Annotated in this window: 13 protein-coding genes; 8 read left to right on the forward strand and 5 right to left on the reverse strand. The window is 44.9% G+C overall.

The genetic code is table 11. The annotated features are described in order from the left end of the window. Window position 1 precedes the first annotated feature (1 nt). Window positions 2–1,153 carry an alpha/beta hydrolase fold domain-containing protein gene (locus ABIB39_RS01885; RefSeq protein ID WP_354426906.1) on the reverse strand — a complete coding sequence of 384 codons (1,152 nt, stop codon included), beginning with the start codon at window positions 1,151–1,153 and terminating at the stop codon, window positions 2–4. Between the two features lie 96 nt (window positions 1,154–1,249). Here ABIB39_RS01885 and ABIB39_RS01890 point away from each other — a divergent pair, with 96 nt between their 5' ends. Both ABIB39_RS01890 and ABIB39_RS01895 read left to right on the forward strand, forming a co-directional pair. Continuing rightward, on the forward strand, window positions 1,250–2,113 hold the full coding sequence (locus ABIB39_RS01890) for an alpha/beta fold hydrolase (protein WP_354426907.1): 864 nt from the start codon (window positions 1,250–1,252) through the stop codon (window positions 2,111–2,113). 377 nt (window positions 2,114–2,490) lie between these two features. Then, on the forward strand, window positions 2,491–3,066 hold the full coding sequence (locus ABIB39_RS01895; RefSeq protein WP_354426908.1) for a pentapeptide repeat-containing protein: 576 nt from the start codon (window positions 2,491–2,493) through the stop codon (window positions 3,064–3,066). 197 nt (window positions 3,067–3,263) lie between these two features. Here the strand turns inward: ABIB39_RS01895 and ABIB39_RS01900 are convergent, their stop codons facing one another. Together ABIB39_RS01900 and ABIB39_RS01905 are read right to left on the reverse strand one after the other, a co-directional pair. Beyond that, complete coding sequence (locus ABIB39_RS01900; RefSeq protein ID WP_354426909.1) at window positions 3,264–4,148, reverse strand: TIM barrel protein; 885 nt, start codon at window positions 4,146–4,148, stop codon at window positions 3,264–3,266. An 82-nt stretch (window positions 4,149–4,230) separates the two neighbouring features. Further along, the gene (locus ABIB39_RS01905; RefSeq protein ID WP_354426910.1) at window positions 4,231–5,478 is read right to left on the reverse strand and encodes a DEAD/DEAH box helicase; all 1,248 of its coding nucleotides are present in this window, start codon (window positions 5,476–5,478) and stop codon (window positions 4,231–4,233) included. A 169-nt stretch (window positions 5,479–5,647) separates the two neighbouring features. On the opposite strand from ABIB39_RS01905, the gene ABIB39_RS01910 reads away from it, so the two are divergent. From ABIB39_RS01910 to ABIB39_RS01925, 4 genes are all read left to right on the forward strand, one after another. Then, window positions 5,648–6,637: a hypothetical protein gene (locus ABIB39_RS01910; protein ID WP_354426911.1), complete on the forward strand. Its 990-nt coding sequence runs from the start codon at window positions 5,648–5,650 to the stop codon at window positions 6,635–6,637. A 143-nt stretch (window positions 6,638–6,780) separates the two neighbouring features. Next, window positions 6,781–7,440 carry a 3-keto-disaccharide hydrolase gene (locus ABIB39_RS01915; RefSeq protein ID WP_354426912.1) on the forward strand — a complete coding sequence of 220 codons (660 nt, stop codon included), beginning with the start codon at window positions 6,781–6,783 and terminating at the stop codon, window positions 7,438–7,440. Between the two features lie 43 nt (window positions 7,441–7,483). Next, the gene (locus ABIB39_RS01920) at window positions 7,484–9,220 is read left to right on the forward strand and encodes a GMC oxidoreductase (RefSeq protein WP_354426913.1); all 1,737 of its coding nucleotides are present in this window, start codon (window positions 7,484–7,486) and stop codon (window positions 9,218–9,220) included. A 6-nt stretch (window positions 9,221–9,226) separates the two neighbouring features. Next, a complete protein-coding gene (locus ABIB39_RS01925) occupies window positions 9,227–9,856 on the forward strand; it encodes a gluconate 2-dehydrogenase subunit 3 family protein (RefSeq protein WP_354426914.1) in 630 nt (209 codons plus the stop codon). Window positions 9,857–10,205: 349 nt separating this feature from the next. Here ABIB39_RS01925 and ABIB39_RS01930 read toward each other — a convergent pair whose 3' ends face one another. Then, window positions 10,206–10,877: a response regulator transcription factor gene (locus ABIB39_RS01930; RefSeq protein ID WP_354426915.1), complete on the reverse strand. Its 672-nt coding sequence runs from the start codon at window positions 10,875–10,877 to the stop codon at window positions 10,206–10,208. Between the two features lie 109 nt (window positions 10,878–10,986). Then, window positions 10,987–11,499, reverse strand: a complete 513-nt coding sequence (locus ABIB39_RS01935) for an outer membrane beta-barrel protein (protein ID WP_354426916.1) — start codon at window positions 11,497–11,499, stop codon at window positions 10,987–10,989. A 271-nt stretch (window positions 11,500–11,770) separates the two neighbouring features. On the opposite strand from ABIB39_RS01935, the gene ABIB39_RS01940 reads away from it, so the two are divergent. After that, window positions 11,771–12,514: a YdcF family protein gene (locus tag ABIB39_RS01940; protein WP_354426917.1), complete on the forward strand. Its 744-nt coding sequence runs from the start codon at window positions 11,771–11,773 to the stop codon at window positions 12,512–12,514. Between the two features lie 4 nt (window positions 12,515–12,518). Then, window positions 12,519–13,502, forward strand: a complete 984-nt coding sequence (locus tag ABIB39_RS01945) for a glycoside hydrolase family 43 protein (protein WP_354426918.1) — start codon at window positions 12,519–12,521, stop codon at window positions 13,500–13,502. Window positions 13,503–13,812: the final 310 nt, after the last annotated feature.

A 13,812-nucleotide genomic window follows, 5' to 3' on the forward strand; every position in this document is an offset into this window, starting at 1 on the left:
TTTACTTGCAAACGGTGTTTATAAACCGTTCTACCACATAGGTAGATAGTTGCCCGCCCGGCCCGTTCAGGTTATAATCGAACCCGTGGGTGGCCCAGGGCAAAACAAGGTTGTAATGCTTTACACCGTTTTGGGTAAGTTTAGCATCCAATTTTTGGCTGTGTATTGGCGATACCAGCACATCGTTGCCGCCATGTATAGTAAGCGTTGGTAAAGTCGCTTTGGTTACAAATTCAATTGGCGAACTGGCGAGGTATTTTTCGGGCACGGCCATATAAGTACCGCCCAGGTAACGCTCCATCACCCCGCGCGAGTCCATCACCAGCTTGCTTGCCGGTTTCGAATACCCCCAAACCATATCTGCCGGCCCATAAAAATTAACGACACCTTTCAGGCCGTTTTGAGGGCGGTTATAAGCCGATAAGAGGGCAATTTGTGCCCCTGCAGAGCGGCCTAAAAGCACAAAATTATCGGTATCGATGTTCAGCTTATCTGCATTTTGTCGCAGATAAGTAAACGCCTGCCCAACATCGTCAATGGCCAGTGGTGCCTCGTATTTTGGCGCAAGCCGGTAATTGATAGACGCCACATTGTACCCGGCCTTTGCTAAATAAGTATTCAGTTCGGGCAGTTGCCTGCTATCGCCGCTGCTCCATGAGCCCCCGTGTACTACAATTATGCAAGGCCTTTTACCTCCAAATTGCGCGGGGTAATAGTCGAGCGTTAAATTATCGCTATACGTTAATGTATTGTTTACGACAGAGTTATCGGCAGTACTAAACAGTTTAAAAAAGCTGAACGGGCTTTGGTCATTATCCCCTTTGATGATGGTGCTGCCCGGCCCGAATGCGGTATTAAAGTTTTGCTTAAGCGATGATGCCACCATGTATGCCCTGATAATGGGCGATACAAACAGCATCAGCGCCAATAATCCTGCAACAGTAGAAACCGACTGATACTTTTCTACCCAAACGCAGGCAATTAACAGCACGCTTGTGATCCCAATAAATATCAGCGGGAATTCGGTCACGGCTATGGCCAGCAACCATAAATGATAGGTTGGAGCTTTCAACACCGTTAACAATGAAGCAAGCAAAAGTAACACAACCAATAACGGCACAATAACACCCACAATTTTTAATATTTGCTTCATATACGTAAATGCGGCTTGTTAGATATAGTGTAAACTTATATAATTTACCACTATCGGTTCTATTTTAATTTATAGCTTTGAATAGCTATCTACCATATGAAAAAATTGAAGCAAATTATACAGGACGTTAAAACCCTGATAGCCGAAAATAAACCCGAAGAACTTAATACCATATTATGGCAGCTGATTTGCTACCCGCCAAAAATGCCCTTGCGCTTACAGCAGGAACAGCTTATGAGCGAAGCCGAAAAGTTTAGCGTGGTTGTCGACGATCCATATTTTACCCATAAGCAATTACAGGTAAATGGCTTTAAATGGGGTAATGGTGATACCCGCGTTTTACTAAGCCACGGCTGGGGCTCAAAAGCGGCCGATTTTGATGGCATGATAATCGCCTTAAAGGAAAACCCAGCCTTGCAGATCGTAGCGTTTGATGCGCCTGCAAACGGCAGTTCAGATGGCGACTTGTCTAACCTTTTACTATTTGCCAATGCGGTTAAAGCTGTGATTGCCAAAACAGGCGAACCGGATATCGCTATTGGCCATTCCTTTGGAACGATGGCTAATGTATCGGCATTAACCGATCTGGGTATTACTCCAAAACTGCTTATCAGCATCGCGCCATTTATTTTATTGCAGGAGAACTTTATGAGGAGTATGACAGCGGTTGGTGTACCGGATGCTGCGCAGCAAACTTTCCTTGACGATTTTAATTCCCGCTACGGTGTTTACCCGTCAGAATATGCCATGCAGAAATTGTATAAGTTTGACGACACGCTAAACCATTGGCTGGCCTATGACGAGCAGGATGCCATGCTGCCCAATGCCTACCTGCAAACATTTTTAAAAGCCCATCCCTCCATTAAAACCAAAAACTACAGCGGTGCCGGGCACGAGCGCATCATTAAATCGGCAGAGGTGATTGCTGATGTGGCGGGGCAGGTGAATAGGGTTTTGTAAGAATGGTATGGAGAGCCTGTCTGACCATAATAGGAAGGGGGCAATAAGCAGTAGTTGGCCTGTCCATTCGTGATCTTACTCACCCGGTCATTGCTTCGCTCGACCACCCTCTCTTCGCTGGCGCAAAGAGGGTTTAAGAATTGGTATTCTCTTCTCACCCTCTTTGCGTAGCAGAGAGGGTCGCGCACGTAGTGTCGCGGGGTGAGTAGAACTACGCGATTGTCATGGTGTAAAGCCTTTGCGTGCTTATGTCTTCGACAAGCTCAGGCTGACAATTTTTTAATCTGTGTTATTTCTTCTCACTCCAAACTAACGTTGTGGAGAAATTTTTGACTGCTTCACCCCTTCCATTTTCAGCAAAACCTTACCTTTAACCCATGTTTACCCAACCACATTACGACGATAAAGCCTTCGATAAAATGGTGCTTACCGGCGCTGTTGTAAACCATAAAGAGTTTCAAAGCTGTACGTTCCGCAACTGCGATTTTAGCAACAGCAATTTTGGCCGCAATAAGTTTTTGGATTGCACTTTCGAGGAATGCAACCTGTCTATGATGCAATTTGACTCCTCCACCCTTAACGATATCACATTTAAAGCGTGTAAAATAATGGGCGTAAACTTTAGCAAAAGCGAGGATTTCTTGTTTGGCGTTGGGTTTGATAATTGTATTTTAGATTATGCTTCCTTCGCGGGTAAAAAAATGGTGAAGACCAAATTTAAACGCTCGTCATTAAAAGAAGTAAGCTTTACCCAAACTAATTTAAACGGTTCCGTTTTTGACGAATGCGACCTGCTCGAAACTGTTTTTAACCGCAGCGATCTTTCGTCCGTAAATTTCGCAACCTCCTACAACATCATCCTGGACCCGGAACTGAACAACCTTAAAAAAGCGGTTTTCGCCATGGCGGGGCTGGAGGGATTGTTGACCAAATATGGGATAAAGGTGGTGTAGAGTCCCAAAGATCCACGCGTCATTGCTTTTAAGCGATAATAGCGTGGCAATTCGCAATAAACCAATCTATGGCCCTGTAAGTAGGGGATTGCCACGCTATCGCTCGCAATGACGGGGTTTTTATAACACAAGAAGCCCGGCTGCTTATGTGACCGGGCTTTCTTGTATCTTAATTCTTGTTATATTGCTTCCTTAACCTAAACGTGAAATTTATTCGCCTTTATGTAGTTGTAGCTTTGGGTGATACTCACGAACGGATCGCCCGGGCAAATATCCTGCTCGTTGAAAAAGTATTTTAAGCCCGCCTTTTTAGCATGCGGGAAAATGGTTTTGAAAGGGATAACACCGTTACCTACTTCGGTAAACATTTGTTTTGGCGTTTTATCCATATCCTTTACGTGCCATAACGGGAAACGGCCCGGGTGTTTTTTAAACATAGCGATAGGGTCTTGCTTGGCTTTGTACATCCAGTAAATATCCATCTCCATTTTTACCAGGTCGGCATCGGTGGTGTTCAGCAATACATCATACGGGTATTTACCATCCTGCGATGCAAATTCAAAATCGTGGTTATGGTAACAAAGCTGGATGCCTGCTTTTTTTGCTATTTCGCCTGCTTTATTCAATTTTTCGGCAGTTTCTTTATAATGATCAAGTGTGCCGCGCTCGCTGTCTAACAAATATGCGCAAACCATATACTTAAGGCCTACAGCAGCAGCGTCGTCAACAGCTTTTTGCCATTCGTTGCTTATGGTGCCTTTAGCGGTTGGCATACCTTCGCCCAGCATAAAGTGCCCGCTTGGCATAATAAGGCCATTATCGCCCAATACCTTTTTAAATTCGGCAGGCTCCATTCCGTAGAACTTTTGCGTGCCGGTATAAGTAGCGCCTTCAACCGAGTTAAAGCCTACTTTAGCAACTTTGGCAAGTGTAGCAATTGGGTCTTTAGCCATTGCATCGCGCACGGTGTAAAGCTGTACGCCCACATATCTCTTTTTATGGGCTGCATATAATTCTGGTGCCAATAGCAGGCCGGCCGAAAGCACCGCGGTGCTTTTCAGGAACGAACGTCTTGATGTCATTATCTGGTTTGTTTAATTTGGTTTGTGTAAATGTAACGCATTGACTATACAAAACAAATAGACCAGCTATTTTTTAAAAGGTTTAATTTGAAGCCGGGCGCGGTGGCTTCTTATTACCAAAGCGTTTTGGGTTGCGTTGACCGTCCCTGCGCTGGCCGGATGCAGAACCATGCGGGCGATCTTCGCGTGGCGGCGCCTCAATACTTTGCAACACCTCAGGCAGTTCTTTAAGAGCGATCGGTCTCTCTATCAGGTCCTCAATGCTTTTTAAACGTTTTAGGTCGCGGTTATTCACAAAGGTTATCGCCGTACCTTTAGATGCGGCGCGTGCGGTACGGCCAATACGGTGTACATAATCTTCGGGGTCGCCGGGTACGTCGTAGTTCACCACCAGGTCAATACCCTCCACATCAATACCGCGCGATAATGCATCGGTACCAATTATTACAGGCAATTGTTTGTTCTTGAATTTTAGAAGGATCTCTTCGCGCTCGTTCTGTTGAAGGTCTGAGTGAAAAGCGGCCACACTAATATGGGCCGACTTCAACTCTTTATAAAGCGATTTTACAATTTCCTTACGGGATGCAAAAATGATTGAGCTTAAGTAGCCGCCATCTTTCAAAAGCATTTTTAACAAAGGCGTTTTCTGCCCGTCATGCAATTTGTAGATCTGCTGGTCGATACCTGCCGCAGGTTGCGATATGGCAATGTTTATTTGCTGCGGATCTGTCAAAATAGCCTTGGCCAGCGTACGGATCCTGCCCGGCATGGTAGCTGAGAACAAAAGCGTTTGGCGTTTTTTAGGCAGATAACCTATAATACGCATAATATCATCAGAGAACCCCATATCGAGCATGCGGTCGGCCTCGTCTAATACCAAATGCGTGATATCATTAAACTTTAACACGCCCGATGTAAGGTGGGCAATAAGCCTGCCCGGGGTGGCAATAATGATGTTTACGTTATTTTGGATGCCACGGCGTTGCTGCTCGTAAGCCATACCATCGCCACCACCAAAAATCGCCTGCGAGCTTACGCCCGTAAAATAGGCAAGGCCTTCTACCTGCTGGTCAATCTGCTGGGCAAGCTCGCGCGTTGGGGCAAGTATAAGGGCTGTGGTATGGTGCTTATGCGTGTTACATATATAATTTAGAACCGGCAGCAAATATGATGCTGTTTTGCCGGTGCCTGTTTGTGCGCAGGCTATAAGGTCGTCGCCATTTAAAATAGCCGGGATGGCCATTGCCTGGATAGGAGTTGGAGTAGTGTACCCCATGCTCAAAACGCCTTCTAAAAGCTGTTCGTTGAAATTAAAATCCTGAAAAGTCACTTATATTATTAAAGATGAGCATGCAAGGTAAACAATTTTGTTGTTTTATGCATGTTTACTTTATTATGATGTGGTATCATGTATTTTTGAAACCTTATAAACCGCACTCTAAATTGCTATTAAGAAAAACTATTTTCTAAGTAAATCATTTATTAGGTTTCGTTGATATATGTTTAAACACTTTACTAAAGCGCTCTTCTTTTTTTTATTCCTATTTGTGGCAACATCGGGCAAGACTTATGCCTCTGTCGATACTACAATAGTTAGCCCTATAGATACCGGCAAGGTTGCCAATCGTATTGTTAACCGAGCGTTCAATAATATTTACGTACAAAATTTAAAGCCATCCTTTTTTGGGCAGGAGCTTTTCCAGCCTGTAAAAACCATGCTGGTGGGCGATATTAACGCGCACTTTGTAATGTTAAACAGCGCTAAGTCGCGTTTCTTTTTTGATATTTCTACAAGGGTGAAACTTCGGTTACTAAAAGCAAACGGCGAGCCTGTGAAATCGCCAAGCTATATGCCCAGCGGTAATTTATACTACAGGCTAAACCGCGACCCTTACAAACCGCAGTTTTTACAATTATCATACACCCACCACTCCAACGGCATTCGCGGGCCAACACTTAAACCTAATGGCGGCTTTAACCGCGATAGCGGCAAGTTTAGTACTGATTTCCTTTCGGCAAACTACACTATTGGTAAACGGATAGATAAGGCAAATACCATTGACAACCATTATAGCACGTTGGGTGTAGAGGTCCACCGCGGATTATTCGGCCAGTCGGGTACGGCAGTAGGCTTGCCCGGGCGTTATGGATTTGTGCGCGTAAATGGCGGCTATATATATAATATAGCCAAAAAATACCAGGACGACATCGATCCAAAAAAATCCGACTTTAAAAATTGGCAGCGCATCCAGTTCGATTTTACTTATATAGCTGATAAGTACAATGGCTACGGCGCGCTCAATTTAAAGAAGCGGTTCAACGCCGGGCTTAAATATTACTACCAATTCCCATTTATGCAAAATGTATCGTTTATGGTGGGCGGCGGTTACCGCGGGCAGGACGATTATAACATCTACTTTGAGGATAGCTACGCTTATGTGCAGTTCGGCATAGCATCGGGGTTGAACTTCCTGTTTCATAAGGATTAGGCACTATCGGCCCCCTTACTCCTTCTGCATCTGTAAAATTTTTGATTGATGTTTACGTTGATATAGCATCAATAAAAATAAATCCTACATTTAGCTTTCTAAAATTTACACGTAGCGCCCCTACGCTGCTAAAAAAACATCTAATGAAAAAATTGATCTTGAGCACGCTTGCTATTGCAGCGTTACAGTACACCACTATGGCACAAACCAAGTTATTTGATGGCAAAACAACCACAGGCTGGCATGCTTATTTGCAAAAAGACGCAGGCCCATGGAGCGTTGTAGACGGCGCTTTGCAGTTTGACCCTAAAGCACCGCATTCAGCCGATTTGGTAACCGATGGCGAGTACGAAAATTATGAACTTTCTGTTGATTGGAAAATTGCAGAAGGCGGTAACAGCGGTATCATTTTTGGCGTGCACGAAGACCCTGCTTTAGGCGCTACCTACCTTTCGGGTATCGAGATGCAGGTATTAGATAACGTAAAAGCCGAAGACAATAAAAAGCCGAGCCACCTTGCAGGTTCGTTATACGATTTAAAGGCAGCCCCTGCTGATGCAGCGAAACCTGCAGGTCAGTGGAACACGGCCAAGATCCGTAAAGATAAAGGCCACCTGACTTTTTGGCTTAATGGTAAACAAACTGTTGATGTACAGATAGGCGGCCCCGAGTGGACCGAAATGCTGAACAACAGCAAGTTTAAAACCTGGAAAGACTTTGCAGCTTACCCAAAAGGCCGCATCGCTTTACAATCTCACGGCGCGGACGTAGCATTTAAGAACATCACGCTGAAACAACTGTAGATCATCAACGCAAATATTTTATAGTTCGACATATAGTATATTAATGGAAGAGATACAGATCAAGAAAACAACCGAAACCTACGATGTAGTGGTTGTGGGCTCGGGCGCGGGCGGCGGTATGGCCGGCTACGTTTTGGCAAATGCAGGCATTAAGGTTTTAATGCTGGAAGCAGGTGCCTACTTCGACCCCAAAACAGATTCGCACCAGTTAAAATGGGCATGGGAATCTGCACGCCGCGGCGCGGGCACCACCCGCCCTTTTGGCGATTTTGATGCTGCCTACGGCGGCTGGGAACTGGAGGGCGAACCTTACACCCAAAAAGATGGTACTGAATTTGCCTGGTTCCGTTCGCGCATGCTGGGTGGCCGTACCAATCACTGGGGAAGGATCTCGTTACGGATGGGCCCCGAAGATTTTAAACCAAAAGATGGCCTTACCGACCCATGGCCTATAACCTATGACGAGCTTAAGCCTTACTACGATAAGGTTGACCGTATGATAGGCATTTACGGCACGGTAGAAAATATAGAAAGCGAACCCGATGGCATTTTCCTGCCGCCGCCAAAGCCACGTTTAAATGAGCTTTTTATTAAACAAGGCGCAAGCAAAGCAGGCGTAAAAGTTATTACGGGCCGCGGCTCGGTACTAACCGAGGCGTTACCGAATAATAAAGACCGTGGCGCTTGTTTCTTTTGCGGGCAATGTGGCCGCTCTTGCAAGGTTTACGGCGATTTTTCGGCATCATCCTGCCTGGTTATCCCGGCCATGAAAACCGGCAACTTAAAAGTAATTACAAACGCCATGGTGCGCGAGGTTATCACTAATAAGGATGGTGTTGCAACCGGCGTATCATACGTAAATAAGGATGATTTGCAGGAATACCAGGTAAACGCCAAAACAGTGATACTTGGTGCAAGCGCGGGCGAATCGGCACGGATACTGTTAAACTCAAAGTCGGCAGCACACCCGGGTGGCCTGGCTAACAGCAGTGGTGTAGTGGGCAAATACCTGCATGATTCTACCGGATCAGGCGCGGGTGGTTTCCTTCCGCAACTGATGGACCGCAAACGTTATAACGAAGATGGCGTGGGCAGTGTGCACATTTATTCGCCCTGGTGGTTAGATAACAAAAAACTGGACTTCCCGCGTGGTTACCACATCGAATATGGCGGCGGCATGCACATGCCATCGTACGGTTTTGGTGGTGGCATACAAGACATGAACGGCGCTGTACCGGGCCGCGATGGTAAAAAGAAAGATGGCGGCGGTTATGGCGCAGGCTTAAAAGATGATTACCGCCGTTTTTATGGCACACAGGTTGGCATGGCCGGTCGTGGTACTGCCATAGCCCGTGCCGATAATTATTGCGAGATTGACCCTAACGGGGTGGTTGATAAATACGGCATCCCGGTGCTGCGTTTCAATTACAAATGGACTAACGACGAGATAAACCAGGCCAAACATATGCAGGAAACCTTTGAGGAAGTATTGCACAACATGGGCGCTATTTATGGTACCATGCAGGGCAAAGATACTAACTACGGTTTAGAAGCACCGGGCAAGATCATCCACGAAGTTGGCACCGTACGTATGGGCGACGACCCAAAAAAATCGGCACTGAACAAATGGTGCCAGGCGCACGATTGTAAAAACCTTTTTGTGGTTGATGCCGCGCCATTTGTGCAGCAGGGCGATAAAAATGCTACCTGGACCATATTGGCCCTAAGCATGCGCACCGCAGAGTATATAATTCAGGAACGTAAAAAACTTAATGTATAAGGCATCATGAACAGACGCGACTCCCTCAAAGCAATAGGTTTAGGAACACTATCAACCAGTTTATTCCTGGGTGGCTGTAAGCCCGGCGATAAAAAAACTGAAAATGCAAACGCCAAAGCAGAAGCTGTACCCGGCAGGCAGGCATATGAAGTGGAACGGGAAAGTAAATTAAAGGACGAAAAGTATTTTGATGACCACGAAATGGCTACCATCACCATGCTTGCCGATATTATTATCCCTAAGGATGCCCATTCGGGCAGTGCATCAGATGCCAAGGTGCCCGAGTTTATAGAGTTTATTGTAAAGGACATTCCAAGCCACAAACTGCCCATGCGTGGCGGTTTAAAATGGCTGGACCTGCAATGTTTAAACCGGTATAGCAACACATTTATTAAATGCAGCACTACCCAAAAAACACAGATATTGGATGAGATAGCCTACCCGGCTAAAGCAAAACCAGAAATGGCGCAGGGCGTGGCCTTTTTTAACCGCATGCGCGACCTTACAGCTTCCGGTTTCTGGAGCAGTGAAATGGGCACTAAGGATATTGGTTACGTAGGTAACACCCCCAACAAATGGGTGGGCGTACCCGCCGATGTGCTGAGGCAGTACGGCATGGAAAATGTTAAAGTATAGTTTTAGCGTTAAATAAGATAAAGCAAAGCGGCAATCTGCATAAGGTTGCCGCTTTGTCTTTTAATTCCTTTTTTGTTAGGGTAGCCCCTACGGAGCAAAACATGTTTACTTGCTTTGTTACAAAGCGGTAGTCTCTAAGAGGCTTAACAATCTTGCTTATTCGCAAAATTGGAAAGCGAAGAAAAAAGTTCTTTACCTGACCTTCATGAAGCAATAACCCAAAAATCTATGATAAAGTTGTGGATACTTTAAAGTTGACATATCTATACAAAAAAATGCTCCGTTAGGAGCTAACGCTTTGTAGAAATCTACGGATAAAAATCTTGCGTGCCGTAGGTACGCAACCTTCTTAACTAAACCACTTTTTACCGGTAGCGAATTTTATGGCAGATGCCTTATTGCTTACGTGCAGTTTATCGTAAATATTGGCAATGTGTTTTCGTACCGTGTGGGGGCTGATGAATAACCGCTCGCCTATTTCCTGGTAATTTAGCCCGTCAACAATAAGGTTCAGGATCTCCATTTCGCGGGTGGAGAGGGTGTGGTCAATTTCGGGTTTGGGCTCTTCTACCACATCTGGTTTGTTCCGTAGCATGGCCAGGGCTTTACGCGCTATTCGTGGCGACATCGGCACACCACCTTCGTGCACAATTTCGGCTATGGCTTTTACAATGTTAGACACCTTTTCGTCCTTAAGTAAATATCCGCTTGCCCCTGCTTTGATCGCCTCGAATAATTTATCGTCGTCATCAAAAACGGTGAGCATTAAAAAATGCATATCCGGGTAGCGGTCTTTGGCTATGATTACGGCCTCGATCCCATCCATTACAGGCATTTCGATATCCATCAACACAACCTGCGGCAGTTGTTCGGGGCTAAGGCCTTTTAATGCATCTAAAAAGTTAGCGCCATTGCAGGCCTGCAGCACTACATCTATCTCGGTATAGTACGAGATATTGTTTAATAAAGCTTCGCGAAGCAATTGCTTATCATCAACAATAGCTACCGGTATTTTACGCATAGTGGGCAAATTATCTCCACTAAAAATAAGTATAAATTAATAAAGCCGCCCAATAAATGAGCGGCCTTATTAATCGTTGATTTTTTGTTTTGCTTAACAGCTATTTATTTTAGAAATTGAAGCCGACGCGTAAGCCCATAAAGCCCTGGCCCTGGTAACCCTCGTACCTTATGCTGGCATCAAAACCACCCAGGTTAACACCAACACCCGGCGCATAGGTAAAATGCGTGCTGCCTATTGATTGCAGGTCGCCGTTAGCATCGCTATAGTACGATCTTATAATGGTTGCACCAGCCTCGGCGATAACATAAACTGGGCCCCCAACGTTGTATTTATAACCGGCTTTAACCGGGATGTTTAATTGTGCTTTTGTGTCAATACCTACGTTAGATAGATCTTTAGGGATAAACGCAATAGCGCCCGTTGTAATGGTTACAGCGCTTGCATCGTCAATACTGAAGGCACCACGGATGGTTAAACCTCCACCAACATTATAATAATTTTTTAACGAGCCTAATGGCAAAGCGCCCTCAAGGCCTAAACCAAGTTTAAAACCCTGCGCGTGTGATTTTGTAGCAAAACCGGCCAGGATGACGAATGCGATAGTAAAGATCTTTTTCATTGTGCTTAAAATTTAGTGAGTGATTATTTATTTTTTAGGTTTTAACACCACTAATTAACAGGAATAATATCCCGCTCACAATACCACATATCTGGTATTTACACATGTAAGCAGCATAATGCACTTAAGGATTTTAAAGCATAAAAAAGCCCGGATATACTTAAATATCTCGGGCCATCACCATCACATCTGGTTAGACGCATATATAATAAAACGGGTTACATGCGGCTTTCAAAAAAATTAAATTAATTTGCGCTTACATTAATTGCAAATGGTTTACGCCCTTTCTAAACTACTTTACGTATTTATTTTGCCCTTCACCTGGGTATTTTGCCTGCTACTTTACGCATTATTTGCAAAAGATAAAACCAGCAAGCGTAAGGCTTTAATTTTTGCTATCGCGATATTCTGGTTTTTTGGCAACAGGTTTACGGCTAATTTAGTGGCAAACATTTGGGATATCGAAGCTTATGATGCACCTGCAAAAACCTACAGCGCGGCTATATTTTTGGGTGGCTTTGTATCTGAAGATAAAAAAGGTGAAGGACATTTTAACGGCGCTGCCGACCGTTACTACACCGCGGTAAAATTACTTGAAAAAGGCACCGCCACGCACCTGCTTTTTAGCGGCGGTAATTCGGATCTTAATCCCGACGGCTTCAGCGAGGCGAAATTTGTTGGGCAGGAGCTTAAAAAATTAAATATTGCCGATAGCCTGGTACTGTTAGATGGCAAAGCGCGCAATACCATGGAGAATGCCGCGTTCTCCAAGAAGTTAATACAAAAGGCCGGGTTAAAGCCTCCATATTTGTTAATAACATCCGCCTACCATATGCGCAGGGCAATGTTCATCTATAAAAAGGCGGGGCTGGATGTTGTGCCATACCCTTCCGATTATATTATCAATTATGGCACTGTGATGCCTACCGATTTTGTGCCCGGTACAGAGGCTATGGGCAAATGGAACACCCGGATTAGGGAAATGGTTGGCTATATTGTGGCCGTGTTTAAATAAGCTTATGAGAAAATCTATTATACTATTATTGCTCCCTGCGTTTATATTGCAGGCGGCATACGCGCAAAAATCTATTAAGAAAACATCTGGCAACCCCATAGCCCAGGGCTGGTACGCCGACCCTGAAGCTACTATTTTTGGCAAGCAGTACTGGGTTTACCCTACGTACTCTGACAAGTATAACAAACAGGTGCATTTTGATGCTTTTTCCTCGCCCGATCTGGTGAACTGGACCAAGCACGATAACGTGCTCGATTCATCAAACGTAAAATGGGCTAAACGCGCAATGTGGGCACCTGCCATTGTGCAAAAAGGCGGCAAATATTATTTCTTCTTCGGGGCTAATGATATCCAAAGCGATAAAGAATACGGTGGCATTGGCGTGGCTGTGGCCAATAAGCCTGAAGGCCCTTTTAAGGATTATTTAGGCAAACCACTTATTGATAAGATAGTGAATGGCGCGCAGCCTATAGACCAGTTTGTGTTTAAAGATACCGACGGCCAGTATTACATTATCTATGGCGGATGGGGCCATTGCAACATCGCAAAGCTAAAAAGCGATTTTACGGGCGTTGAACCTGCTGCCGATGGAAAGATCTTTAAAGAGATTACCCCGCAGGGTTACGTAGAAGGCCCAATTATGTTTATCCGTAAGGGGAAATATTACTTTATGTGGAGCGAAGGAGGCTGGACAGGCCCCGATTACCAGGTAGCTTACGCCGTAAGTAACAGCATAAACGGCCCCTTCAAAAAAATTGGCGTGGTATTAAAGCAAGACCCTGCAATAGCTACTGGAGCAGGCCACCACTCGGTGGTACAAGTGCCGGGCAAAGATGAATGGTACATTATTTACCACCGACGCCCCCTTACCGAAACAGATGGCAACCACCGCGTAACCTGCATCGATAAAATGATCTTTGATAAAGATGGGTTGATCAAACCAGTTAAGATGACTAATGAGGGGGTGAGTGCTAATAGGATAAGGTAAGATTGATTATCGTTACACATAGGCGGCGTTAATATTGAATAATGAATTTTGAAGGCTGAATGATGAAGGAAAGCATTTAGCATTTTGGGCATGGCAACCCATTGGTAAAGTGCAGAGGTCTTCGACAAGCTTAGACTGACAATCAACAACAGTATTAACAACCAAAAGTGTAAACTTTTTTCAGGACGGGTTAGCTGGGTCACTGTCCCATTCTGTCTCACTGTCTTACCCTGTCCCACTCTGTCTCACTATGAGACAGGGGCACAAAACACATAGTCATTTAATTAACAATCACTTACTGCGTTTAGTT

Origin of the sequence: Mucilaginibacter sp. UYP27, assembly GCF_040547175.1 — a bacterium.
Lineage (GTDB): Bacteria > Bacteroidota > Bacteroidia > Sphingobacteriales > Sphingobacteriaceae > Mucilaginibacter.

Bases quoted from the DNA above. Each gene is read 5' to 3' on its own strand.
- ABIB39_RS01885 (WP_354426906.1), bottom strand. From the start codon at position 1,153: ATGAAGCAAATATTAAAAATTGTGGGTGTTATTGTGCCGTTATTGGTT.
- ABIB39_RS01890 (WP_354426907.1), top strand. From the start codon at position 1,250: ATGAAAAAATTGAAGCAAATTATACAGGACGTTAAAACCCTGATAGCC.
- ABIB39_RS01895 (WP_354426908.1), top strand. From the start codon at position 2,491: ATGTTTACCCAACCACATTACGACGATAAAGCCTTCGATAAAATGGTG.
- ABIB39_RS01900 (WP_354426909.1), bottom strand. From the start codon at position 4,148: ATGACATCAAGACGTTCGTTCCTGAAAAGCACCGCGGTGCTTTCGGCC.
- ABIB39_RS01910 (WP_354426911.1), top strand. From the start codon at position 5,648: ATGTTTAAACACTTTACTAAAGCGCTCTTCTTTTTTTTATTCCTATTT.
- ABIB39_RS01915 (WP_354426912.1), top strand. From the start codon at position 6,781: ATGAAAAAATTGATCTTGAGCACGCTTGCTATTGCAGCGTTACAGTAC.
- ABIB39_RS01920 (WP_354426913.1), top strand. From the start codon at position 7,484: ATGGAAGAGATACAGATCAAGAAAACAACCGAAACCTACGATGTAGTG.
- ABIB39_RS01925 (WP_354426914.1), top strand. From the start codon at position 9,227: ATGAACAGACGCGACTCCCTCAAAGCAATAGGTTTAGGAACACTATCA.
- ABIB39_RS01930 (WP_354426915.1), bottom strand. From the start codon at position 10,877: ATGCGTAAAATACCGGTAGCTATTGTTGATGATAAGCAATTGCTTCGC.
- ABIB39_RS01935 (WP_354426916.1), bottom strand. From the start codon at position 11,499: ATGAAAAAGATCTTTACTATCGCATTCGTCATCCTGGCCGGTTTTGCT.
- ABIB39_RS01940 (WP_354426917.1), top strand. From the start codon at position 11,771: ATGGTTTACGCCCTTTCTAAACTACTTTACGTATTTATTTTGCCCTTC.
- ABIB39_RS01945 (WP_354426918.1), top strand. From the start codon at position 12,519: ATGAGAAAATCTATTATACTATTATTGCTCCCTGCGTTTATATTGCAG.